The following is a 24345-nucleotide window of genomic DNA, read 5'->3' on the forward strand; positions in this document are numbered from 1 at the left end:
CCTTACCTAAGTAGCAAGGAGCGGAAGAATGTCCATACGCAGATCGTCGGGCCTTCTCGGAGCCGTGGCGCTGGCCCTGGCGCTGACCGGATGCGGGTCGTCGGACGGCGGATCGAATGACTCCGGGAACGGTGGGACCCGGGTGTTCGCCGCCGACAACGGCAAGATCAAGATCCCGTCCGACCCGAAGCGTGTGGTCGCCACCGGCTACGCCGTCCCCGTCATGATCGAGGCCCACGCGCCGCTGGTCGGGGTCTCGTCGTGGAAGCGCGGCGAGCCGATGATGAGCAAGCAGGACCTCGCCACGTACAAGAAGCTCCCCAAGGTGGCGGGCGAGCAGGCGGCCGAGACCAACTACGAGGCCGTCGCCGAGGCCAAGCCCGACCTGATCGTCATCGGCGTACCCGCCCCCGTCCTCGGCGACATCGACGTCAAGCGCCTGGAGAGCATCGCCCCCGTGGTGGCGGTCGGCCCGACCGTGCCGTCCGCCTGGCGCGAGCAGTCCCGCAAGCAGGCCGACGCCGCCGGCGCGCTCAAGAAGTTCGACGCCGTGCAGGACGCGTACGAGGCCAAGGCGGCCAAGCTGGCGAAGAAGTACGAGAAGGTGCTGCCGCGGCTGAAGCTGGGTCACGTCGGCGCGTACGGCGAGAGCGCCAAGGGCACCTGGCAGCGCGAGTTCGGCCACTCGTGGGGCACGAACATCGCCGAGGACGTCGGCGCGAAGTACTACGGCAAGGTCAAGAAGAAGGGCCCCGGCTCGCGAGCCGTCAGCGAGTACCCCTCCCTCGAAGAGCTCCCCGACGCGCTCGGCGAGGCCGACGCCATCACCTACTCGGTCAACGCCGACGGCAGCGTCCCGCAGCCGGTGAAGTACGTCATGGACTCCAAGCTGTGGAAGAACCTGCCCGCCGTCAAGGCGGGCAAGACCTTCCCGATCCGCTACACCGAGGCCGCGACCTACGGGCAGGCCATGCAGACCCTGGACGCGATCGACACGTCGTTCGCGCCGCTCCTCAAGCGGTGAGCGTCGCGGGCCGCGCCCCCGAGGCGCTCGGAACCGGGCGGGCCGGCCCGCAACTCGCACTGCTCGTGGCCGGAGTCGTCATCCTCGCGGCGGTCGCCGTCCTGAGCATCGGCGTCGGCGCCCGCCACATCGCGCCCACCGAGGTCCTCCGCGCGCTCCTGGACCACCGGGGCACCGACGACCACGTCATCGTGCGGGACGTCCGGGCGCCCCGCGCACTGCTCGCCGTCGCGGTGGGCGCCGCCCTCGCGGTGGCGGGCGCGCTGATCCAGACGCTGGCCCGCAACCCGCTGGCCGAGCCCGGCATCCTCGGGGTCACCGCGGGCGCCGGGTTCGCCATCACCGTCGGCTCGGGGCTCGGACTGGCCGCGGGCCAGTCCGGCCAGTTGGGCCTGGCGGTCACCGGATCGGTGCTCGCGGCGCTGCTCGTCGCCGCCGTCGGACGCCGCTCCCCGCTGCGCCTGGTGCTCACCGGCGTGGCCCTGACCGCGATCCTGAACGGCGTCGCGCTCGGCATGCGGCTGATGCTCCCCGACACCTTCGACGTTTACCGGTTCTGGTCGGTCGGCTCGCTCGCCTCCCGCGAACAGGCGCCGCTGGCCCTGCCTCTGACCGCGATAGCGGTGTCCCTGCTCGCGGCGCTGCTGCTGAGCAGGTCGCTCAACGCCCTGGCGCTCGGCGAGAGCGTGGCGCAGACCCTGGGCGCGAGCGTGCTCCGCGTACGTGCCGTCGCCCTGGTACTGGTCACCGTGCTGAGCGGGGCGGCGACGGCGGTCGCCGGGCCGATCCTGTTCGTCGGCCTGATCGTGCCGCACCTGGTCCGCAAGCCGGCCGGGGGGTCGGTCCCGTGGCTGCTGCTCCACTCGATGGTCCTCGGCCCGATCCTGCTGCTGATCGCCGACATCGGGTCGCGGGTGCTGCTGCCCACCGGCGAGGTGCCGGTGGCCGTCGTCACCGCGTTCCTCGGCGGCCCGATGCTCATCTGGGCCGTCCGCCGCTACGGGGCGGGTGCGCTGTGAACACACTGAACGTACGCGGACTGCGCGCCGAGCGCCGCACGGTCGTCCTCGCCGCCGTGCTGGCCGCCCTGATGCTCGCCCTGGGCCTGACCGGGCTCTGCTACGGCGCGTCCTGGTCCACCCCCGACGAGGTGTTCGACGCCCTCACCGGCGCCGAACCCTCCGTCGTCATCTCCGACTGGCGGCTGCCGCGGGTGCTCGCCGGACTGGTCTTCGGTGCCGCGCTCGGCGTGGCCGGCGCCCTCTTCCAGAACCTCACCCGCAACCCGATGGGCAGCCCCGACGTCATCGGCCTCGACGCGGGCGCCTACACCGGCGCCCTGGTCGCCATCACCGTCCTCTCGGGCACCTCCGCCCAACTCGCCGTCGGCTCGGTGCTCGGCGGGCTCGTCGTCGCGGCCGCCGTCTACCTGCTCTCGTTCGACCGGGGCTTCTCCGGACTGCGCCTCGTCGTCATCGGCATCGCCGTCAACGCGATGGTGACCGCGGTCAACTCGTGGATCGTGCTCCGCGCCGACCTGGAGGTGGCGATCGCCGCGGTCGGCTGGAGCGCGGGCTCACTCAACGGCGTCGGCTGGGACGACCTGGGCATCCCGTTCACGGTGATCGCTGTGCTGCTCGCCCTGATGGCCACACGGGCACACGCCATGCACCAGGCCTCGCTCGGCGACGCCGTCGCGGCGACCACCGGCGTCCACCTCGACCGGCTGCGGCTCGTCATGGTCCTGGTCGGCGTCGGTTGCACGGCCACGGTGACCGCGGTCGCCGGGCCCATCGCGTTCATCGCGCTCGCCGCCCCGCAGATCGGCCGCAGGCTCGCCGGCGCGGCCGGTGTCCCGCTGCTCCCGGCCGCCCTCACCGGGTCGGTGCTCCTCCTGGGCGCCGACCTCATCGCCCAGATGCTGCTCGCGCCCGTCGCGCTGCCCGTCGGCGTGGTGAGCACCGCGATCGGCGGCTGCTACCTGATCTGGCTGCTGACCAAGGAGGTGAGGCGCGCATGACCGCACGCCTGACCGCGCGGGACATCACCCTGCGCTACGGAGACCGCGTGGTGTCCACCCGGCTGAGCCTCGACGTCCCCGACGGCGCGTTCACCGCCATCGTGGGCCCCAACGGCGGTGGAAAATCAACCCTGTTGAGGGCCTTCGTGCGGCTGCTGCGCCCCGAGCGCGGGCACGTCGAACTCGACGGCCGGGCGGTCGGCGACTACCCGGCCAAGGCCCTGGCCAAGCAGCTCGGCTTCCTGCCGCAGGACCCGCAGGCCCCCGACGACATCAAGGTCCGCCAACTGGTGGGCCGGGGACGGTTCCCCTACCAGTCACTCCTCGCGCTCTGGTCGGCGGACGACGAGCGGGCCGTCACCGGGGCGATGGCCGCCGCGGGCGTCAGCGACCTCGCCGACCGGCCCGTGCAGGAACTGTCCGGCGGGCAGCGGCAGCGGGTCTGGATGGCCATGGTGCTCGCCCAGGAGACGCCCTGCCTGCTGCTCGACGAACCGACGTCCTTCCTGGACATCACCCACCAGTACCAACTGCTCGGCCTGCTCGCCGGGTTGCGCGACCGTGGGCGCACGGTCATCGCCGTCCTGCACGACATCAACCAGGCGTGCCGCTTCGCCGACCACCTCGTCGCCATGAAGGACGGCCGTGTCGCCGCCGAGGGCGACCCCGTCGACATCGTCGACGCCGCGCTCATCAAGGACGTCTTCGACCTGCCGAGCGTCATCGTCCCCGACCCGGTGACCGATACGCCGATGGTCGTCCCCACACTGCAAGGAGCATGAGTTGAGCACCACGAGCGTCTCCTTTGACGGCCTGCTCCCCCTGACCGGCGCCCAACGGGGCATCTGGAACGCCCAGCGCCTGGAGCCCGACTCGCCCTACTACGTCGTCGGCGACGTGGTGGAGATATCCGGCGGGGCCCCCGTCGACATCGACGCGCTCGTCGAAGCGGTCCGGGCCACCACCGAGGAGGCCGAGACACTGCGGCTGCGGGTGTACGACACCCCGCGGGGCCCGCGCCAGCGGATCACTCAGGGGCCGGTCCCGCCGCCCCGGGTGGCCGACGTCAGCGACGCGGCCGACCCCGTGGCGGCGGCGCACGCGCTCGTCGGGGCGGAGCGGGCGCGGGTGGGCGCGGAGTGCCGGGGGATGGTGGACCGGCCGCTGTACGCACGGACCGTCATCCGCCTCTCCGACCGCGAGGTCTGGTACACCCAGCTCGGCCACCACCTCGTCTTCGACGGCTACACCGCCGCGATGCTCGCCCGCCGCACCGCCGCCCGCTACACCGCCCTCGTACGGGGCACCGAGCCGCGCAAGTCGGCCTTCGGCGGCTTCGCCGACTTCGTCGCCGCCGACCGCGCCTACCGGGAGAGCGAGAAGTTCACCGAGGACCGCGCGTACTGGGTCGAGCGGTTCACCCCGCTGCCCGACCTCGGCGAAAGCGACGCCGCCGCCGGTGCGCCCGACGCCACCCTGACCGCCCGCGCCGCCCTGTCCGCCGAGGAGACGGCCCGGCTGCGCGCCTTCGCCGACGCGCGGGGCGTCACCTGGGGCGAGGCGCTGATCGCGGTCTACGCCGCCTTCCTGCACCGCATGGAGGGCCGCACCGACGTCGTCTTCGCGCTGCCGCTGATGTGCCGCGCCGGCTCCGTCGAACTGCGCACCCCCGCGATGGCGGTCAACGTGCTGCCGATGCGCGTGAGCGTCCGGCCCGGCGACGGGCTCGGCGAGTTGAGCCGTCGCGTCGCCACCGCGATGAAGGAGATGCGCGACCACCAGCGCTACCGGGGCGAGGACCTGCCCCGCGACCTCGGCGCGCCCGGCGCGGGCGCGCTGCTGCACGGCCGCGGCATCAACCTCAAGGCCTTCGACCTGGCGCTCGACTTCGCCGGGTCCTGCGGCGTCATGCGCAATGTCGCGGGCGGCCCGCCGGAGGACATGGGCCTCAGCGTCCTTCCCGCCCGCGACGGCGGACTGCTGCTCGGCTTCGAGGTCGACGCACGGACCAACGACCAGGCCTCGGTCGACGGCCTGCTGTCGGGTCTCAAGGCCCTGCTCTCGGGACTGGTCGACGGCCTGCCCGTCGGGCGGATCCCCTTGACCGACGACGCGGACAGGATCCTCGCGGACCGGTGCCCGCCCGCCCTGCCCGGCACCCCGCTCGACGTGCCGTCCGCGTTCGCCGCGATGGCCGCCGCAGACCCTTCAAGCACGGCCCTGGTCTGCGGAGACGACCGGCTGACCGCGGCCGGACTGGCCGACCGCGTGCACCGGGCCGCCCGCGCGCTCAGGGCGCGCGGGATCGGCCCCGACGACGTGGTGGCCCTCGCGCTGCCGCGCTCCGCCGACTCTGTCGTGGCCCTCCTCGCCGTCCTCGACGCGGGCGCCGCCTTCCTGCCCCTGGACACCGCCCACCCGCCCGAGCGGCTGCACGACCTGCTCGACGACACCCGCCCCGCACTGGTCCTGACCGCCACCGACGCGGTCGAGGGGCTGCCCTGGCAGACCCTGCTCGGTGAGGCCGCCGCGCTGTCCGGCGCGCCACTGACCACCGGCGAACTGGCCGCGCCACGCCACCCCGAACACCTCGCCTACGTGATCCACACCTCCGGGTCGACCGGCCGCCCCAAGGGCGTACTCGGCCGCGTCGGCGGCCTGGCGTCGCTCCTGCACCACCAGCGCTCCACGGTCGTCGCCGAGGCCGAACGCGCGGCGGGCAGACGCCTGCGCGCCGCGCACACCTACTCGTTCGCCTTCGACTCCGCCCTCGACCACCTGGTGTGGCTGCTGTGCGGGCACGAACTGCACGTCTACGACGCCGAGACCGTCCGCGACGCCGACGCCCTGCTCACCGCGTACGCCCGCGACGGCATCGACATCGTCGACACCACCCCGTCGATGGCCGCGCCACTGATCGACGGCGGCCTCCTCGACCACCGTCCGACACTGCTCGTCCTCGGCGGCGAAGCGACACCGCCCGCGCTGTGGCGGCGCATCCGCGAGTCCGGGATCACCGCCCGCAACATCTACGGCCCCACCGAGGCCACCGTGGACGCCACCACCGCCCGCGTCGACGGCGACGAGCCGACGATCGGCCACCCCCTCGCGGGCACCCGCGTCCACGTCCTGGACTGCGCGCTCCAGCCGGTGCCGCACGGCCGGACGGGCGAGCTGTACCTGGCGGGACCGCACCTGGCCCGCGGCTACCTCGGCAGGCCGGGCGCGAGCGCCGAACGGTTCGTCGCCGACCCCTTCGGCGCGCCGGGCGAGCGCATGTACCGCACCGGGGACCTGGCCCGCTGGGTGCCGGGCCGGGGCCTTCAGTACCTGGGCCGGGGTGACGGACAGGTCAAGATCCGCGGCCACCGGGTGGAGACCGGCGAGGTCGAGGCCGTGCTCGGCGCGGTCCCCGGTGTCACCGCGGCGGCCGCCACGGTGCGCTCCTCCCGGCTGATCGGCTACGTCGTGTCCACCGAGGTCACCGGTGACGAGGTGCGCGCCCACCTCGCAGGCCGGCTGCCCGACCACCTGGTGCCCGCGGCCGTCGTCGTCCTCGACGAACTCCCCCTCACGCCCAACGGCAAGCTCGACCGCGCCGCCCTGCCCGCCCCCACGGCCACCGGCGGCGGACGGGCGCCGAGCACCGAACGGGAGCGGCTGCTGTGCGCCGTCCTCGCCGACGTCCTCGACGTCGAACGGGTCGGCGTCGACGACGACTTCTACGCCCTCGGCGGCGACAGCATCACCGCCATCACCCTCAGCAGCAGACTGCGCGCCGAGGGCCTCGAACTGCGCCCCCGCGACCTCCTCGCCCGCCGCAGCTTCGCCGCCCTCGCCGCCTCCGCCACCCTGGTCGAGGACGCCGCCGAACCGGTGGACGAGCCGACCGGGCCCGTGCCCGCGCCGCCCATCGTGCGCGCCCTGCTCGACCCGCACCCGGATGTGGCCGCCATCGCCGCATACGCGCAGTGGACCGCCCTGCACGTCGACGAACTCAGCCGCGCCGACCTGGCCGTGGGCATGCAGACCGTGCTCGACCACCACGACGCGCTGCGCCTGCGCGCGGCCGACGGCCTGGAGGTACTGCCCCGCGGCGCCGTGCGCGCCGTAGTCGACGAGGTCCTCGGCGAGGACGTGACCACCCTGGCCGAACGCCTCGCCGGTCAACTCGACCCGCACTCGGGCGACGTGGTGCGCGCCGCCCTGCTCCGCACCGGCGACGGCACGTCGGACCGCCTGGTCGTCGTCGTCCACCACCTCGCCATGGACGGCGTGTCCTGGCGCATCCTCCTTCCCGACCTCCACGCGGCCTGCACCGGCGGCGCGCCGCAGCCAGGCGGGTCGTCGTGGCGGCGGCACGCCCTGCTCCTCGCCGAACAGGGCACGACCGGCGCGCGACGCGGCGAACTCGACCACTGGCGGACCGCGCTCGCCTCCGCCTCCCGGCTCGGCGCCCGCCCCCTCGACCCCGCCCGGGACACCGTGTCGACCGCCCACCGGTCGGTCACCGTGGCCTCGCCCGAGACGACCGAGGCGCTGCTGACCACGCTGCCCGCCGCCTACCGGGCCGGTGTCGACGAGATCCTCCTCGCCGCCCTGGTGCTCACCCTGCGCGAGTGGGGCCTGTCCGGCGACGCGGTGACGGTCTCGATGGAGGGCCACGGCCGCGAACACCTCGACCTCTCCCGTACGGTCGGCTGGTTCACCAGCGAGTACCCGGTCCGCGTCCCCATGGCGGGCGACGTCGGGCGCACGCTGCGCGCTGCCAAGGAGGCCAGACGCGGCGTACCCGACAACGGCGTCGGCTACGGGGTCCTGCGCCACCTCGACCCGGCGTCCCGCGCCGAGTTCGCGGCCGTCCCGCCGCCGGACGTCCTGCTGAACTACCTGGGCCGGTTCGCCCCGCTGCCCGGAACCGGCTGGCGCCTGCCGGAGCACGACGCGTTCTCGGTGGCCGAGCCAGGAACCAAGGCACTTGAGCAGGTCCTCGCCCTCAACTGCTTCGTCCACGAGGGGGAAGAGCCCCGGCTCGCCGTCGAGTGGACGGCCGCGACCGAGGTGCTCGGCACGGACGTGGTGCAGGATCTGCAGAGCGCCTGGGCGGCGGCGCTTGACGCGCTGGCCGGGCACGCGCGGCACACCTCCGGCGGGCTCACCCCCTCGGACCTGCCCCTCGTCGACCTCGACCAGGCCGCCATCGACGCCCTCGAACGCACCGGCCGCATCGCCGACGTGCTGCCCGCCACACCCCTTCAGGTCGGGCTCTCGTTCCACACCCTGATCCGCGACGACCACGACGCCGACGTCTACGTCGTACAGGCCGTGACCACGCTGGTCGGCGACCTGGTGCCGGAGCGCATGGCCGAGGCCGCCCACGAACTCCTGCGCCGCCACCCGTCGTTGCGCGTCCACCTCGGCACGGCCGGGGACGACGTGGTGCAGGTGATCCCCGCCGACGTAACCCTGGACTGGCGACAGGACGACCGGTTCCCCGAGGCCGCCCGCGCCGACCTGGAGCGCCCCTTCGACCCGGCACGGCCGCCACTGATCCGCTTCCTGCTGTCCCGCGTCGGGCCCGCCGAGCACAAGCTGGTGATCACCAACCATCACGCGCTGCTCGACGGCTGGTCGATGCCGCTGGTCGGCCGCACCCTCCTCGCCCTCTACGCCGAGCTCGGCGGCGGCCCCGCAGTGCCCGCCACCCCGCCACTCTCGGAGTACTTCCGTTGGCTGGCGGGCCGCGACCGCGAGGTGTCCCGCACCGCGTGGCGGGACGCGCTGGCCGGTGTCGACGACGCCACGCGCCTCGCGCCCGCGAGCGCCGGGACCGGCGTCGAGCGGCCCGGCCGCGAAACCGTCTCCCTGGGCCGCGAGTTCAGCGACCGGCTGCGCACGTTCGCCCGCGAGCAGGGCGTCACCCTGACCACCGTGCTGCAGACCGCGTGGGGCCTGCTCCTCGGCAAGCTCACCGGGCGCCGCGACGTCGTCTTCGGCTGCCCGGTGTCCGGGCGGCCCGCCGAGGTCGACGGCGTGGAGTCGATGATCGGCCAGCTCGGCACCACCATTCCCGTCCGCGTCCGGCACACCCAGGACCAGAGCGCCCGGGACCTCCTGGCCCAGGTGCACGCCGAGAGCGTCGCGCTGGCCGAGCACCACTACGTCGGACTGCCCGAGATCCAGCGGGCGGTGGGCGTCGGTGAACTGTTCGACACGATGCTGGTCATGGAGAACTTCCCGCTGTCCAGCAGGAAGCGCACCCCGCTCGCCCCCGGCCTCGACCTCGCGGGCGTGGACATCACGGACGCCACGCACTACGCGCTGACCGTCATCGTGATCCCCGACGACGAGATCACCATCGGCCTCGGCTACCAGCCGCACGCCTTCGACGAGAGCGCCGTACGCGACTACGGGCGCTGGCTGCACAACCTCCTCAAGGAGATGGTCGACGACCCCGCACGCCCCGCGCTCGGGCTGCCCGCGCTCGACCCCGACGAGCGGAAGCGGATCCTGCGCACCGGCACCGGGATCGTGCCCGCCAAGACCCGCGGCCACTGGCTGGAGGAGTTCGCCGCCTGGGTCGGGCGCAAGCCCGGCGCCGAGGCCCTGGTCTGCCGCGGACGCAGCCTCAGCTACGCGGAGTTGGACCGCGCGGCCAACCGGCTCGCCCATGCCCTCATCGCGCGCGGGGTACGCCCGCAGGACCCGGTCGCGGTCCTGCTCGGACGCGACATCGACATGACCGTCGCGCTGTTCGGCGTGGCCAAGGCGGGCGCCGTGTACGTGCCGATGGACGCGAGCTACCCCCGGGAACGGCTCGCGTACATGTTCGACGACATCGGCCCGGCCGCCGTCGTCTCGACCGGCGCCGAACCGCCCGTCGCACGCGACATCCCGGTCCTGCGCCTCGACGATCCGGCCACGCTCGCGTCCGCCCCGGACACCGACCCGGCCGACGCCCGCGCGCGGCTCACCGACGACGCCCTCGCGTACGTCATCTACACCTCCGGCACCACAGGGCGCCCCAAGGGCGTCGGGGTGACCCACCGGGGCGTGCCCGACCTGATCGCCCTCCAGGAGGAGGTCGTCGGCGTCACCGAGCACGACCGGTACCTGCACTTCGCGTCGACCGGCTTCGACGTCGCGTTCTGGCAGACCATGGTGCCGCTGCTGTCCGGCGGCACATCCGTCATCGCGCCCGAGGAGGTGCGCGTCCCCGGCGACGAACTTCTCGACTACATCGTCGAACACCGGGTGACCGGAGTGAACCTGCTGCCGTCGTTCCTGGCCGCGATGCCCGACGACCGCACCGTGGACCCCGACGTGCTCTTCGTCGTCGGCGCCGAACGGCTCGACCCCGAACTGGCGCGCCGCTGGGGCCGAGGCCGCCGGGCGCTCTTCAACGCGTACGGCCCGACCGAGGTCACCATCAACGCCGTGACCTGGCAGTACGACCCGGACGACGAGGGCCCGCTGCCCATCGGCCGCCCCGACCCCAACGTCCGCGCCTACGTCCTCGACGGCGGACTCCAGCCGGCCGGCGTCGGCGTGAGCGGTGAGCTGTACCTCGGCGGGCCCAGCGTCGCCCGCGGCTACCTCGGGCGGCCCGGACTGACGTCCGAGCGGTTCGTCGCCGACCCGTTCGGACCGCCCGGGGAGCGGATGTACCGCACCGGCGACCTGGTGCGGTGGCGGCCCGACGGACAGCTGGTGTTCCTCGGCCGCGTCGACCACCAGGTCAAGATCCGTGGCTTCCGCGTCGAACTGGGCGAGATCGAGTCCACGCTGACCGGCCACCCCGACGTACGGGCCTGCGCCGTGATCGTGCGCGACGGGCGGCTCATCGGTTACGTCATCCCGGCCGACGACGCCGACCTGGACACCGCGCGGCTGCGCGAGTTCCTGGCCGGGGAACTCCCCGACCACATGGTCCCGACGGTCCTCGTACCGATCGACCGGCTGCCGCTCAGCCCCAGCGGCAAGCTCGACCCCACCGCGCTGCCCGCCCCCGAGACCGTGACCACGGCGCTCCGCGCGCCCGTGTCCGACGCCGAGGCGGTGCTGCTCGGCGTCCTGCGTGACGTCCTCGGCACCGACGCCATCGGCCCCGACGACGACTTCTTCGCCATCGGCGGCGACAGCATCGTCTCGCTCCAGGTCGTCTCGCGGGCCCGGCGCCAAGGGCTCGGACTGACCGCACGGGACGTGTTCGAGGGGGCGACGGTCGCCGGTATCGCGGCGCGCGCCCGCGCCCTGGACACCGGCGAGGCGCCCGCGACCGGCGACGCCCCGCTGACCCCGGTCATGCGAGACCTGCTGCGCCGCGCGGGCACCGCAGCCGACACCTTCTGCCAGTGGATGGAGATCTGCGTCCCGCCGGGCGGCGACGAGGCCACCTGGCGGACCGCGCTCGACGCGCTCCTGGCCCGGCACGACGTCCTGCGCGCCCGCCTGAGCGCCGACGCGCTGCACATCCCCCAGGCCGGCGCGGTGACCGGCGCCGCGATCCTGACCCGCGTACCCGCCACGGACGACCCGCGTACGCTGCTCGACTCGCACATCGCCGCGGCCCGCGCGTCGATGGACCCGCGCACCGGCCCACTCCTGCGCGCCGTCTGGATGGACGCCGGACCCGAACGGCCCGGCAGGCTCGCCCTGATCGCACACCACCTCGTCGTCGACGGCGTCTCCTGGCGCATCCTCCTCGACGACCTGGAGCACGCGTACTCCGGCGGCTCCCCGGTCCGCCACGGAGAGTCGTTCCTCGGCTGGGCGCGTTCGCTGCGCGATGCCGACCGGCGGAGCGAACTGCCGCACTGGCAGCGGATGACCGCCACCCCGGCGCTCGCAGGACGCCCGCTCGACCCCGCCAGGGACACCGTCGCCACGGCACGCCACCACGAACTCCGGCTCGACGCCGAAGCGACCCGCGCCCTGATCACCACCCTGCCCGCCGCCCACCGCAGCACGCCCGACGCGGTGCTGCTCACGGCGCTCGCCCGGGCGGTACGGGCCTGGCGCGGCACGCCCCAGGTGCTGGTCGCCCTGGAGAGCCACGGCCGCCCGCGGCAGGTCGACCTCTCCCAGACCGTCGGCTGGTTCACCGCGGTCCACCCCGTACGGCTGCACGCCGACGACGACATACGGGCCGTCAGGGAGCGGCTGCGCGCCCAGGGCGACGCCCTCGGTCACGGCATCCTCACCTCGGCGGGCCTCCTGGACCACGTGGAGCCGGAGGTCGCCTGGAACTACCTCGGACAGTTCCCCGGCGCCCCCACGCGGGAGACGCCGTGGCAGCCCGCCCCCGACGCCGACCCGCTCGGCTCCGGCGGCGGCGACGAACTGCCGCTGCCGCACAGCCTCATGGTCAACGCGCTGGTACGCGACGACGCGCTCGGCATCCGCATCACCTGGCCCGCCGAGCTGTTCACCGCCGCCGAGGTGGCGGACCTGGCCGGCTGCATGCGGGCCGCGCTCCTCGACCTCGCCGCGGCACCGGAGATCAGCGCCCTCGACCACGACCGGCCGATCGCCGGGATGGAGCCGCTCACCCCGCTCCAGGAAGTGATGCTCCGGCACGCACGCACCGAGCGCCCCGACCCGTACACCGTGCAGTCGGCGTTCTCCCTCGCGGGACCGCTCGACACCGAGGCCCTGCGCGGCGCGGGAGCCGACCTGATGGCCCGTCACCCAAACCTGGGCGCCGTGTTCCCCGCCGACCTCGCGGTGATCCCCAAGTCGCCGGTCCCGGACTTCCGCGTGGTCGAAGGACCGGCCGAAAAGGTCCTCGCGGCCGACCTCGCCGAGCCCTTCGACCTCGCCCGCGGCCCCCTCCTGCGCCTGACCGTGATCCGGGACGGCGCCGACCTCTCCCATCTGGTCATGACCAGCCATCACGTGCTGTCCGACGGCTGGTCGGCCCCGCGCATCCTCACCGAGCTGTTCGACCTCTACACGGCCCGCACCCGCGGTACGGCCGCCGACCTGCCCGCCCCCGTGCCGTTCGGCGACTATCTGCGCTGGCGCGCCGAGAACGAACCCGACCTCGGCCTGTGGGCCGCCGAACTGGACGGCCTGCCCGAGGGCGACTACCTGGGCGCAGGGCAGCCAGGACCGGCCTGGCAGGAGCCCACGCTCATCACGTTCGACGCGGCCCTGGTGGCAGGCCTCGGAGAGCTCGCCGCGCGGCGCGGACTGACCCGCAACACGCTGGTGCAGGGCGCCTGGTCGGTGCTGCTCGCACGGCGCTCGGGCCGCACCGACGTGTGCTTCGGCGCCATGGTCGCCTGCCGGCCCCCGGAGCTCGAGGGCGTCGAGGAGATCGTCGGTCTGCTCGCCAACACCGTGCCGGTACGGGCACGGCTCGACGGCACGCTCGCGGACACGCTCACCGACCTCCAGTACCGCCAACGCGCCCTGACCGAACACCACCACGTCGCCCTCACCGACCTGGAACGCCTGACCGGGCGCCACCGGCTCTTCGACAGCCTCGTGGTGTTCGAGAACTACCCGGTCGACCCGGACCGCCTGCGCGAACCCGCCCCCGGGCTCACGGTCGTCGCCACCCGCTTCCGCGAGGCCACCCACCACCCGGTGACCCTGACGGTCATGCCCGAGGGCGAAGGATGGACCGGCGTGCTCGCCCACCGGGCAGGTGTCGACGTCGACGGGCTCGCCGACGAACTGCTCGGCCTGCTCCGTACGTTGGACCTGCACCTCGATGCCGATGTCCGCGGCCTCCTGGAGGACCGATGACCGGCGACGTCGCGCCACCCGCCGAGCGGGTGGACGGGCCACTCCTGCGGATCGCGTTCATCCTGGTGCTCGGCACGTTCATGGCCACGCTGGACGCCACCATCGTCAGCGTCGGGATCGACAGCCTGACCGAGGAGTTCGACGCCTCCGTCGCCGACATCCAGTGGGTCAGCACCGCCTACCTGCTTGCCGTCGTCGCCGCGGTGCCCGCCTCCGGCTGGCTCGCCGACCGGTTCGGGGGCCGTCGGGTCTGGCTCACCGCCGTGGGAGTGTTCCTGCTCGGCTCGGTGCTGTGCGCGCTGGCCTGGTCGGCGCCGAGCCTGATCGCGTTCCGGGTGGTCCAGGGCCTCGGCGGCGGCCTCCTGCCCGCGACCGGACAGGCACTCCTCGCCCGCATCGCGGGCCGCGACCGCACCGGCCGGGTGATCAGCGTCGTCGCCGTTGTGCCGCTGCTCTCACCCGTCTTCGGCCCGCTCGTCGGCGGCTCGCTCCTCAGCGTGGCGTCCTGGCCCTGGCTGTTCCTGGTCAACCTGCCGATCGGCGCCGTCGCGGTCCTGCTCGCCCGCCGCCACGTGCCCGACGTACCGCCGTCGACCCGGCGTACGGCCTTCGACCTGCGAGGAGCCGCGCTGCTCTCACCCGGCCTCGCCGTGCTGGTCTACGGGCTTACCGAGGTCGCCCACGGGCGCGACGTGCCCGCCGCGACCGGTGTGACGGCGGGCCTCGCGATGCTGGCCGGTTTTACGGTGCACGGGCTGCGGACCCGCGGCACCCCGCTGGTCGACCCCCGGCTGTTCACGCGGCCGCCGTTCGGGGCCGCCGCCCTCGCGCTGCTGGTCCTCGGCGCGTCGGTCTTCGGCACGACGTTCCTGCTGCCGCTGTACTTCCAGAGCGGGCGCGGTCTCTCGGCGTGGCAGGCCGGACTGCTGCTCGCGCCCCAAGGCCTGGGCGCCGCCGCCGGATCGCTCCTGGTCAGCCGCACCATCGACAAGGTCGCGCCACGGAGCCTGGTGGTGACCGGCATCGTGCTGATCCTCGCCGGTACGGTCCCGTTCACCCAGCTCGACCACGCGCCGCCGGACGCCGTGCTCATCACGGCGCTCGCGGTGCGCGGCTTCGGGATGGCCATGATCGGGGCGCCCGTGATGAACATCGTCTACAGCCGCATCGAGCCCGAACACCTGCCGCGCGCGTCGGGAGCGCTCAACCTGCTGAACACCGTGGGTGGTTCGGTCGGCACGGCGGCCCTCGCGGTGGTCCTTCAGGACCGGCTCTCGGACCGGGGCACCGACGTCCCCGCGGCGTTCGCCGACACCTTCTGGTGGGTCCTTGGCTGCTGTCTGCTCGCGGCGGCGGGGGCGACGCGGCTGCCTCGTACCCGGGCCGGGAAGCCGTAGGGGAGGGGGCCCGCACGTGATGGGCACCCTCCCCGCCCCACCGAGGGTCAGACGCGGTCGGCCGCGATCAGCAGGTACTGGAAGGACCCGTCCCGGTAGGAGTTGATGAACGCGTCCTCGATCCCCGTCACCAGCGACGACGTCGCCCGCAGCTCCCAGTAGGGCAGGGTGTCGGGGGTGAGGTCGACGACGGCCTGCGGCACGAGACGGTTGTCGGCCATGGCGCGCAGGTACTCGCGGCGGGAGTGGATGTTGCACTCGAAGTGCGCGTTGATCTGGGAGACCCACTTCGAGGGCTGGCCGTACCGCGGGTTCCAGCAGCCCGTGATGGTCACGTAGCGGCCGCCGACCTTGAGGACGCGGGAGTGCTCGGCGAACAGGTCACCGAGGTCGACGTACATGCTCGACTCGTTGTTCCACGAGGCCGTGGCCTGCCCGTTCTCGAAGGGCATGGCGAGCATGTTGCAGACGCGGGCCCGGACATGGTCCTGGATGCGCAGCTCGCGGGCCCGGCCGTTGGCGAAGTCGGCCTGCTTCGCCGAGAGCGTGAGCCCCTCGACCCGGCATCCGAAGCGCTGGTGCGCCATCACCATCGAGCCGCCGCGGCCACAGCCCGCGTCCACCACGGTGTCGTCCCGGCCGACGTCACCGAGATGCCCCAGGAGGTATTCGGCCTGCGCCGACTCGAGGCGGTGGAGCTCGGCGATCAGCTTCTTCTCGCTCTCGCTGTCGCCGGGGTCGCCGAGCGCGGACCGGTCGACGTCACCGATGCCGTAGTGGTGGTGGTACAGACCGTCGACATCGCCGAGGCGCAGGTTCACGGGCCTGGCCTCGCCGTCCCAGTAGCGCGCGATGTCCCCCTGATAGGGCGTCGACGGGCCGGGGATGCGCAGCGGGGTGGCGGGGGCGGTGAGTTCGGTGCTGGTCACAGATGAGTCCATTTCTCTTGCCCTGAGGGTCTCTTACCAGAAGTCGGGCAGGCTGTAGCGATAGGTGTTGGTCATGTGCCAGTAGTGGTTGCCGTCGACCCACGCGGCCACGCCCCGCAGGAAGCGCTGCACATTGGGGACGGGGCAGGCGGCGGCGAGGGCCGCGGCCTCGCTCTCGAAGTCGTGCATGAGGTCGTTGTGGACCTCGACCGACTTCAGGTAGGCGTCCCGTTCGGAGAGGCTCTCGCGTTCGGCGATCACGACGGGCAGGTTCAGGTGCCGGCCGGGAGCGGCGAGTTCCTTGGTGTAGGAGTAGAGGTCGTTCACGATGGTCGTCGCGTTGCCCGCAAGCGCGATGACCCGCTGCGTGGCGGCCTGCGCGTGCAGGTCCGCCGGCAGTTCGTAGCCGCCGACGGTGTCGGTGATGGTGGGGCAGGGGCGGAAGTTGTTGAACTGGCGCATCGCCAGGTACTCCCACACCTCGGGCACCTGGTCCTGCTGGGCCCAGGCGGCTTCGGCGAGGTATCCCAGGTGCAGCCGGGCCATGTCGTGCCGGAACCGGTCGGCCTGGGAGTCGCTGGCCGTCCGCAGGAAGTACTCCATGGCGGAGCGGTAGGCGCGCCGGGGCGCGTCCGCGTGGAGCGACTTCGCCCACTGCGGCTGGTACTCCCGTGTCGTGTGCAGGGGATCGAGGGCGGTGTGCGCGAGGAGCAGGCGTTCGCCGAGGCCGATGGGGGAGCCGCCGTGGTCCTCGCAGTAGCAGTCGTCCACCGCGTTCTCAGCGACCATCAGGCGGGTGGCGATCATCAGATGGTCGATGGTGGGGGCGTCCGGATGGCAGCCGACCATGTAGCGCCCCACGGAGAACCCGTCGAACTCCTCCTCCCAGTCATCGGGGAAGAGGCTGACCTCGTCCACCGCCCAGGACTTGATCCTGCGGCTGACCTCCTCGACCCGCGCCGGGTCGGGCTCGGCCACCGGGTGGTGGTAGAGGCCCGGGATCGGGGTGCCTTCGCTTTCGGACGGCGCCGGCGGTTCCTCCCGCGGGAACAGGCGCAGCCCCGTGGTGCCGAGGCCGCTGGGGCCCCGCAGCACACGTTCCAGACCGGTGCCGGACGCGAGCAGGGACGGTTCGGCAACTGCGGGCGCGGATGCGGGCGCGGGCAGAACCGGCGCGGGACCCGCGGGCAGGCGCAGCGACGGTTCGGGCGGGGCGGGTTCGGACAGGGACGGTTCGGGCGCGGCGGGTTCGGGCGCGGCGGGTTCTTCGGGTGCGACGGGTCCGGGCGCGGCGGGTGCCGGGGAGGGCGGCGCGAGCGCCGCGGGTGCGGTCGGCGGGCCGCCGGTCGCGGCCCCGATGTCGCAGGCACGGGCCGCGGCGCCCGCGAGGATGTGCGCCCCGAAGTGGGCGGCCTCCTCCGGCGGGCTCTGCTGCGGAAGTGTCGGCTCAGGCGCGGGCATGCATGGCTCCTCCTTGATGGGGTGGGCGGCTCTCGCGGGTCCTGGGGGCGGGCGCGGCTCTCCCGGAGGAGCCGGGACGCCGCGCCCTGCCTCGCAGGCCCGGCCCGCTACTTCGGCCAGCGGCCGATCTGCACGTTCTCCAGGACGCCGACCGCGTCCGGTACGAGGATGGCGGCGGAGTAGTAGGTGGTGACGAGGTAGGACGTGATCGCCTTCTCGTCGAGGCCCATGAAGCGGACGGAGAGACCCGGCTCGTACTCCTCCGGCAGGCCCGTCTGGTGCAGGCCGATGACGCCCTGGTTCTCCTCGCCCGTACGCATGCAGAGGATCGAGCTGGTCTTCTCCTTGGTGATGGGGATCTTGTTGCAGGGGAGGATCGGCACCCCGCGCCAGGCCGGGACCTGCTGGCCGCCGAGGTCGACGTGGTCCGGATAGACGCCGCGCGCGTTGAACTCACGTCCGATCGCCGCGATCGTCCTCGGGTGGGCGAGGAAGAACTTGGACCCGCGGCGGCGGCAGAGCAGTTCGTCCAGGTCGTCCGGGGTCGGCGTGCCCGAGTGCGGCTGGATGCGCTGCTTGAAGTCGGCGTTGTGGAGCAGGCCGAACTCGCGGTTGTTGACGAGCTCGTCCTCCTGGCGCTCACGCAACGCCTCGATGGTGAGCCGGAGTTGCTCCTTGGTCTGGTTCATCGGGCCGTTGTAGAGGTCGGCGACCCGGGTGTGGATGCGCAGGATGGTCTGCGCGACCGAGAGCTCGTACTCGCGGGGCTTCTCCTCGTAGTCCACGAAGGCGCCGGGCAGTTCGTGCTCGCCGGTGTGACCGGCCGACATCGCGATCTCCGCCTCGCCGCGGTGGTTCTGTCGGCGGTTCGCGCGCGACGTGAACGCTTCGACGTGGTCCCGCAGGCTCGACGCCGACGCGAGCACGGACGCGAAGTCGGCACGCGACAGGGTGAGCAGGGTGCCCGATGTCTCCGCGGTCGTGGTCTGCTCCCACCGCGCGTCCTCGTCGAGGAGGGCCTCCTCCCCGAACCGGTCGCCGTCGGCCAGTACGTCGAGGGCGACCTCCTCGCCGTACCTGCCCGCGGTGGTCTGGCCGATGCGCCCGTGGGCGATCAGGTGGAGCCGGTCCGCGGGCGCGCCGCGCTCGGTCAGCGTCTCACCCACCCCGAAGTCGCGCTGCTCGCACCGGTCGGCGAGGGCGGTGAGCACCTCCACGTCGTCGAAGCCGCGCAGCAGGGCCAGTTCGCCGAGTTCGCGCGGGATCACCCGGACGTCGGAGCCGTCCTGGATGAACTCCACGCGCCCGTCGCCGACGGTGTACGTCAGCCGGCGGTTCACACGGTAATGACCGCCCTTCGTCTCGACCCAGGGGAGCATCCGCAGCAGCCAGCGGGAGGTGATCTCCTGCATCTGCGGGGCGGACTTGGTCGTGGTGGCGAGGTTGCGGGCGGCCGTCGTGCCGAGGCTGGACTGCTTGGGCGGCGCTGTCCGGGCTTCCGGGCTCGAGTCAACGGTCATGAAGCGGGCTCTCCTTGGTCAGGGCGGCGACACGCCCTGCGGGCGCACCGGGCAACAGGAGGGAAAGGGGGGCGTTTGAACGGGAACCCGTCCAGACCCAGAGAAACACTAGGGGCCGCTCCGCCCCCTGGACCAAGGGAAGCCGCCGACATTAACTCGATACGATGATCGAGCCTCCGCGATGTTTGCGCGGGTACCGACGGGATTCAGCCGTGCTCCACGGCGCGTTCCGTACCGTGCCGAGCCGTCCGGAACCGCCCGTGCACAGCTCATGCCCCTCGCATGTGCCGTCGACGGCCGCGCGGCGCCGTGTCGCAAACCCGACAGAAGGCCACCGCACGGGGCACGCCCGGGGCCACACTTCGACGAGCCGCTTCGTCACGTCACCGCCGATGGGCGCTGTCGCGGTGCCGTGCGGCACAGCGGGGAGCTGAACCACGTGGAATCGGGGCGGTCATGACCGGCCATCAGCACAGCTCCGCCCCCGACGCGCGCTGGGAGCGGGCCGTCGTCGTCGGCGGCGGGTACGCGGGGCTCGTGACCGCCCGGGTCCTGGCCGACCACTTCACCGAGGTACTGGTCCTCGAACACGACCCGGTGGGCCCGGACACCGGGGTGCACCCCCACGTCCCGCAGGGCTACCACGCGCACGCGCTGCTCGCCCGGGGCGGCGAGGCGCTGGAGCGCCTCTTCCCGGGGCTGCGGGCGGAACTCGCGGAGCTTGGCGCACCCGTCTTCGACTATGGGGAGCGGATCAGCTTCCTGCTGCCGACCGGCTACGCCCCGACCGCCCGAGTCGGCGTGCCCGTGCAGACCGTCACGCGCGACGAACTCGAACGGCGCCTGCGGCAGAGGGTGTTGTCGCTCCCCGCGGTGCGGCTGCTCGCGGCGACCCGCTGCGAGACGGTGACGGCGAGCGCCCCCGGCCGCCTGGACCAGGTCCGCTACCGCGCCCATGACGCCGAGGAGTCCGTGGAGGTCGCCGCCGATCTGGTCGTCGACGCCTCGGGCCGCGCCACCTCCGTCGACCGCTGGCTCACGGACGCGCGCCTCCCGCTCTCCGCCAAGACCGTCGTCAAGGCGAAGATCACCTACACCTCTGCCTGCTACGGACGTCCGCCGCGGGACCGGCAGGACTTCGACGTCGCGTACCAGATGGCCTTCGCGCCCAGTGTTCCGCGCGGCGGGGTGGTGCTGGCCGTGGAGCACGGCCGCTGGATGTGCTCGCTGCTCGGCGTCGACGAGCACGTGCCGCCCACCGACGACGAGGGCTACCTCGAATTCGCCCGGACGCTCGGCAACCCCCGCCTCGCCGAACAGATCGAGCGCGGCACCCGGCAGGGGCAGATCCACCGCTACACCAATCCGGGCAACGAGTGGCGCCTGCACCACAAGAACACCCGCTGGCCCGAACGCCTCATCGCGGTCGGCGACTCGCTCTGCGTGTTCAATCCGGTGTACGGGCAGGGGCTCACGGTCGCCGCACTCGAGGCGGAGCTGCTCGGGCGACTGCTGGGCCGCCGCCGCTCCGAGGCGTCCGGACTCGACGGCCTCAGCCGCCTCTACCAGCGCGGCGCCGCCCGTGTCATCCAGGTCCCCTGGACCCTGGCCACCAGCTCGGACGTCATGTGGACCCCGACGGGGCAGCCGCCGGCCGCGCGCTTCGCCTACTGGTACAACCAGCACGTCTTCGCGCTCGCCGTGCGCGACCCGGACATCTGGGCGCGGTTCGTACGGGTCCTCAACATGACGGCCCCGCCCTCGCTGCTGTTCCGTCCGGCGGTGCTGGGCAAGGTGGTACGCCGGGCCCTCGGGCGCCGCACGCGCTGAGTACCCGCCTTCGGGCGGGCGGTCAGCGCACCCCGTGCGGCCGGAACTGGATGCTGATGCGTCCGCCGGTGGCACGGGCCGACTTGGGGATCGCGTGCTCCCAGGTGCGCTGGCAGGAGCCGCCCATCACGATCAGATCGCCGTGCCCGAGCGGGCGCCGGACGGTCTCGCCGCCCCGGCGCGGGCGCAGCAGCAGGTCGCGGGGCGCACCCACGGAGAGGATCGCGACCATCGTGTCCTCGCGGGCGCCCCGGCCGATGCGGTCGCCGTGCCAGGCCACGCTGTCGCGCCCGTCGCGGTAGTGGCACAGGCCCGCCGTCGTGAACGGCTCGCGGAGCTCGGTGGCGTAGTGGGCGGAGAGGGCCTGCCGGGCCTCGTCGAGGACGGCGTGGGGGAGCGGTTCGCCCGCACCGTAGAACTTGAGCAGGCGGGGTACGTCGACGACCCTCTCGTACATCTGGCGGCGTTCGGCCTTCCAGGGGACGTCCGCGGCCAGCCGCTCGAACAGCAGGTCCGCGCCCCGCAGCCAGCCCGGCAGCAGGTCTATCCATGCTCCGTCGCCGAGGGGCGTCCTGCGGATCGCGCCGAGCGGTCCGAGGCGTACCTCATCGGCCTGATCGAAGAGCGATCCCTGGAGCTGGTGCATGGCCATGGGTTCAGCATACGCCCTAATCGAACGCGTGAGCTAATTCGAACGGGGCGATCGGTCGGCAGGCTGCCAGGTGTGGCCAGGTGCATACGCCAAGCGCCCGCCCGGTGGCGACCGCGGAGAGATCCCCGCGGTCGGCACCGGGCGGGCGCCGTCCGAGACTGGGCCGTTCGGGTCAGTGGGCCCGCTTCCCCGTGAACAGGCGGTAGAGGAAGAGAACGATCACGGAGCCGATGATGGCGGCGATCCACGTCGACAGATGGAAGAACCCGTTGATCGAGTGGACGCCGAAGATCACCTTGCCCAGCCAGCCGCCGAGCAGCCCGCCCACGATGCCGATCAGCATCGTCACCAGGCAGCCACCCGGGTCCTTGCCGGGGGTGAGGGCCTTGGCGATGGCGCCCGCGATGAGGCCGATCAGGATCCAGGCGATGATGCCCACGAGTACGTTCCTTTCCCTTGCCTACATGACGACACTCGATCTGCCGTCCGACATTAAGACGGATGTCCAGCTCCGGCCCTTGTACACAGGACCAAGGTCACGTGTGGCGGGACGAAGGTCTCTCCTCCGGCAGAACCAGCGGCGGGGCGACCCCGCATCCCCATCGTCGCCCGATATGTCCGACCGCGCGCCCCGGGCGGCGGCAGCTTATGGTGGCCGAGCGGCATACCGGAGACAGCCATGACGTCAGCCAAGAAGCCACCCATCGATCTGGAACAGTGCCTGCTCCTGACCGGCGTGGGCTGCTTCGACTGGGATCTGCGCAGTGGCGGGCTCAGCCTCGACGCCGCTTCACTCGCCCTGCTCGATCTCCTGCCCGGCGAGTTCGACGGCCGGGTCGCCTCGCTCCAGCGACGGCTGCCGCCCGAGGAAGCCGTCCGCATCAACTACGCGGTCACCGAAGCCGCCACGACAGGTACCGACCTCTACGGCGTCTACTTCCGGATCCGCCGACGCGACGGCTCGCTGCACCTGGGCCACGCCCGCGGACGCATCGTGCGCGACGGTGACGGACGGGCCGCCCGCGTCCTGGGGATCCTGCGGTCGGCCGCCAACGACGGGACGGAGCTCGCGGCCACCGACCCCAGGGAAGAGCGCAGACGAGGCATCGCCCTGATGGTCCAGGGCACCACGCAGGCCCTGTCGCGCGCCGTCACGGTCGACGACGTGGTGGCCGTGCTCTCCGGCGCGGGCGGCCTCGACCGGTTCGCCGCCGACGGGCTGGTGCTCGGCCTGGTCGAGGGGGAGAACCTGAAGCTGATCGCCCTGGTGGGCCAGTCGATGCAGACCCTCGACGAGATCAAGCTGTACCAGGCCGACGACTCGCTGCCGCTCGCCCAGGCCGTCGTGACCCGGCAGCCCCGCTTCGTGGGCTCGCTCCCCGACCTCGCGCGGCGCTTCACCCGGCTGAGGCCGTACATCGAGAGCATGCGCCTCGACTCGGCCGCCTTCCTGCCGCTGGTGGCGCAGGACCGCGCCATCGGCGGACTCGCACTCTTCTACCGCGGCCGGCGGGAATTCGGCGACGCCGACCGCAACCTGTGCATCGGTCTCTCCGGCATCGTCGCCCAGTCGCTGCAGCGCGCCATGCTGTTCGACGAGGAACGCGACCTCGCCAAGAGCCTGCAGGCCACGATGTTGCCGCGCGGCATCCCCGACGTCGTGGACACCGAGGTCGCCGTGCGCTACCACGCGGCCTGGGGCGGCCGGGACGTCGGAGGGGACTTCTACGACGTCATCTCCCTGCCCCGCGGACGCATCGGCGTGGTCGTCGGCGACGTGCAGGGACACGACACCCACGCCGCGGCCATCATGGGGCAGCTCCGCATCGCCCTGCGCGCCTTCGCCGGCGAGGGGCACCCGCCCGCGACGGTGCTCTCCCGCACCTCGCGCTTCCTGGCCGAGTTGGACACCGAACGCTTCGCCACCTGCACCTACGCCCAGTTCGACCCGGCCACCGGCATCGTGCGCGCGGTACGGGCCGGGCACCTGCCGCCCCTCGTACGCCATGTGGACGGCAGAGTGGGCGTACCGCGGGTGCGCGGCGGGCTGCCGCTGGGCCTCGCCACGGAGTTCGGCATGGAGGACTACTCCGAGGTGCGGCTCGACCTCGTACCCGGGGAGACCCTGGTGATGTGCACGGACGGGCTCGTGGAGGACGCAGGCCTCGACCTCGACACCGGGATGGAGAACCTCGCCGAGGTGCTCCGCGTGGGACCCGAGAAGGCGGAGGACCTGGCCGACCACCTCTCGCACGCGCTGTGGGAGCGCTGGGGCACCGGCGACGACGTGGCGCTCCTGGTCCTGCGCCGTCTCCCCGACCCCGGCACCCCCCAGGAGCCGCGCATCCACCGCTATGTCCACCAGGCCGACCCCGAGGGACTCGCCGACGCGCGCGCCGCCCTGCGGGAACACCTCGCGTCCTGGGGGATGGGCGGTGTCGCCGACGACGTCGAGGTGGCCGCGGGCGAACTCCTCGTCAACGCCCTGGTCCACACCGAGGGCGGCGCCAGCCTCACCCTCGAAGTGCTCAGCGGTCCGCCGCGCCGGGTCCGCCTGTGGGTGAAGGACCGCTCCAGCGACCGGCCCCGCAAGAGGTCACCGGGGGAGACCGCCACCTCCGGCCGCGGCATGGTCCTGGTGGAGGCCGTCGCTCTGGGGTGGGGCATCGAACCACAGGGCGAGGGCAAGGCCGTCTGGTGCGACTTCGCCGTGCCGGAAGCCTGACGGGCGACCGCCCCCGCCTCTCGGGGACAGGC

General features: G+C 73.0%; 13 protein-coding genes. 8 read left to right on the top strand and 5 right to left on the bottom strand.

Translation table 11 applies throughout. The features are described 5' to 3' along the window. Positions 1-28 precede the first annotated feature (28 nt). From ACFVYR_RS26155 to ACFVYR_RS26180, 6 genes are all read left to right on the top strand, one after another. Positions 29-1024, top strand: a complete 996-nt coding sequence (locus tag ACFVYR_RS26155) for an ABC transporter substrate-binding protein (protein ID WP_384254329.1) — start codon at positions 29-31, stop codon at positions 1022-1024. Continuing rightward, the gene (locus ACFVYR_RS26160) at positions 1021-2043 is read left to right on the top strand and encodes a FecCD family ABC transporter permease (protein ID WP_384254332.1); all 1023 of its coding nucleotides are present in this window, start codon (positions 1021-1023) and stop codon (positions 2041-2043) included. Before ACFVYR_RS26155 ends, ACFVYR_RS26160 begins: the two co-directional genes overlap by 4 nt. A gap of 71 nt (positions 2044-2114) precedes the next feature. Beyond that, positions 2115-3044, top strand: a complete 930-nt coding sequence (locus ACFVYR_RS26165) for a FecCD family ABC transporter permease (protein WP_384254390.1) — start codon at positions 2115-2117, stop codon at positions 3042-3044. Next, positions 3041-3826 carry an ABC transporter ATP-binding protein gene (locus ACFVYR_RS26170; protein ID WP_384254334.1) on the top strand — a complete coding sequence of 262 codons (786 nt, stop codon included), beginning with the start codon at positions 3041-3043 and terminating at the stop codon, positions 3824-3826. The genes ACFVYR_RS26165 and ACFVYR_RS26170 overlap by 4 nt, the downstream gene beginning before the upstream one ends. A gap of 1 nt (position 3827) precedes the next feature. After that, the gene (locus ACFVYR_RS26175; protein ID WP_384254337.1) at positions 3828-13799 is read left to right on the top strand and encodes an amino acid adenylation domain-containing protein; all 9972 of its coding nucleotides are present in this window, start codon (positions 3828-3830) and stop codon (positions 13797-13799) included. Further along, positions 13796-15196 (top strand): MDR family MFS transporter, encoded by a 1401-nt coding sequence (locus ACFVYR_RS26180; protein ID WP_384254340.1) that lies wholly within the window; start codon positions 13796-13798, stop codon positions 15194-15196. The genes ACFVYR_RS26175 and ACFVYR_RS26180 overlap by 4 nt, the downstream gene beginning before the upstream one ends. Before the next feature lie 47 nt (positions 15197-15243). On the opposite strand, the gene ACFVYR_RS26185 is transcribed toward ACFVYR_RS26180, so the two are convergent. The 3 genes from ACFVYR_RS26185 to ACFVYR_RS26195 all read right to left on the bottom strand — a co-directional run bounded on the left by ACFVYR_RS26185 (position 15244) and on the right by ACFVYR_RS26195 (position 19106). After that, positions 15244-16125: a geranyl diphosphate 2-C-methyltransferase gene (locus ACFVYR_RS26185; RefSeq protein ID WP_384254342.1), complete on the bottom strand. Its 882-nt coding sequence runs from the start codon at positions 16123-16125 to the stop codon at positions 15244-15246. A 33-nt stretch (positions 16126-16158) separates the two neighbouring features. Next, positions 16159-17586 (bottom strand): family 2 encapsulin nanocompartment cargo protein terpene cyclase, encoded by a 1428-nt coding sequence (locus ACFVYR_RS26190; RefSeq protein ID WP_384254344.1) that lies wholly within the window; start codon positions 17584-17586, stop codon positions 16159-16161. A gap of 107 nt (positions 17587-17693) precedes the next feature. Beyond that, positions 17694-19106 carry a family 2B encapsulin nanocompartment shell protein gene (locus tag ACFVYR_RS26195; RefSeq protein ID WP_384254346.1) on the bottom strand — a complete coding sequence of 471 codons (1413 nt, stop codon included), beginning with the start codon at positions 19104-19106 and terminating at the stop codon, positions 17694-17696. A 456-nt stretch (positions 19107-19562) separates the two neighbouring features. Here ACFVYR_RS26195 and ACFVYR_RS26200 point away from each other — a divergent pair, with 456 nt between their 5' ends. After that, positions 19563-20936, top strand: a complete 1374-nt coding sequence (locus tag ACFVYR_RS26200; RefSeq protein ID WP_384254348.1) for an FAD-dependent oxidoreductase — start codon at positions 19563-19565, stop codon at positions 20934-20936. A gap of 22 nt (positions 20937-20958) precedes the next feature. Here the strand turns inward: ACFVYR_RS26200 and ACFVYR_RS26205 are convergent, their stop codons facing one another. Continuing rightward, entirely contained in the window at positions 20959-21588 is a 630-nt protein-coding gene (locus tag ACFVYR_RS26205) for an alpha-ketoglutarate-dependent dioxygenase AlkB (RefSeq protein WP_384254350.1), read from the bottom strand. Between the two features lie 172 nt (positions 21589-21760). Beyond that, the gene (locus ACFVYR_RS26210) at positions 21761-22027 is read right to left on the bottom strand and encodes a GlsB/YeaQ/YmgE family stress response membrane protein (RefSeq protein WP_361722809.1); all 267 of its coding nucleotides are present in this window, start codon (positions 22025-22027) and stop codon (positions 21761-21763) included. A gap of 240 nt (positions 22028-22267) precedes the next feature. On the opposite strand from ACFVYR_RS26210, the gene ACFVYR_RS26215 reads away from it, so the two are divergent. Continuing rightward, the gene (locus ACFVYR_RS26215) at positions 22268-24313 is read left to right on the top strand and encodes a SpoIIE family protein phosphatase (protein ID WP_384254353.1); all 2046 of its coding nucleotides are present in this window, start codon (positions 22268-22270) and stop codon (positions 24311-24313) included. The last annotated feature ends 32 nt before the right edge of the window (positions 24314-24345 follow it).

It is taken from the genome of Streptomyces sp. NPDC058284 (assembly GCF_042881135.1).
Taxonomy (GTDB): Bacteria; Actinomycetota; Actinomycetes; order Streptomycetales; family Streptomycetaceae; genus Streptomyces.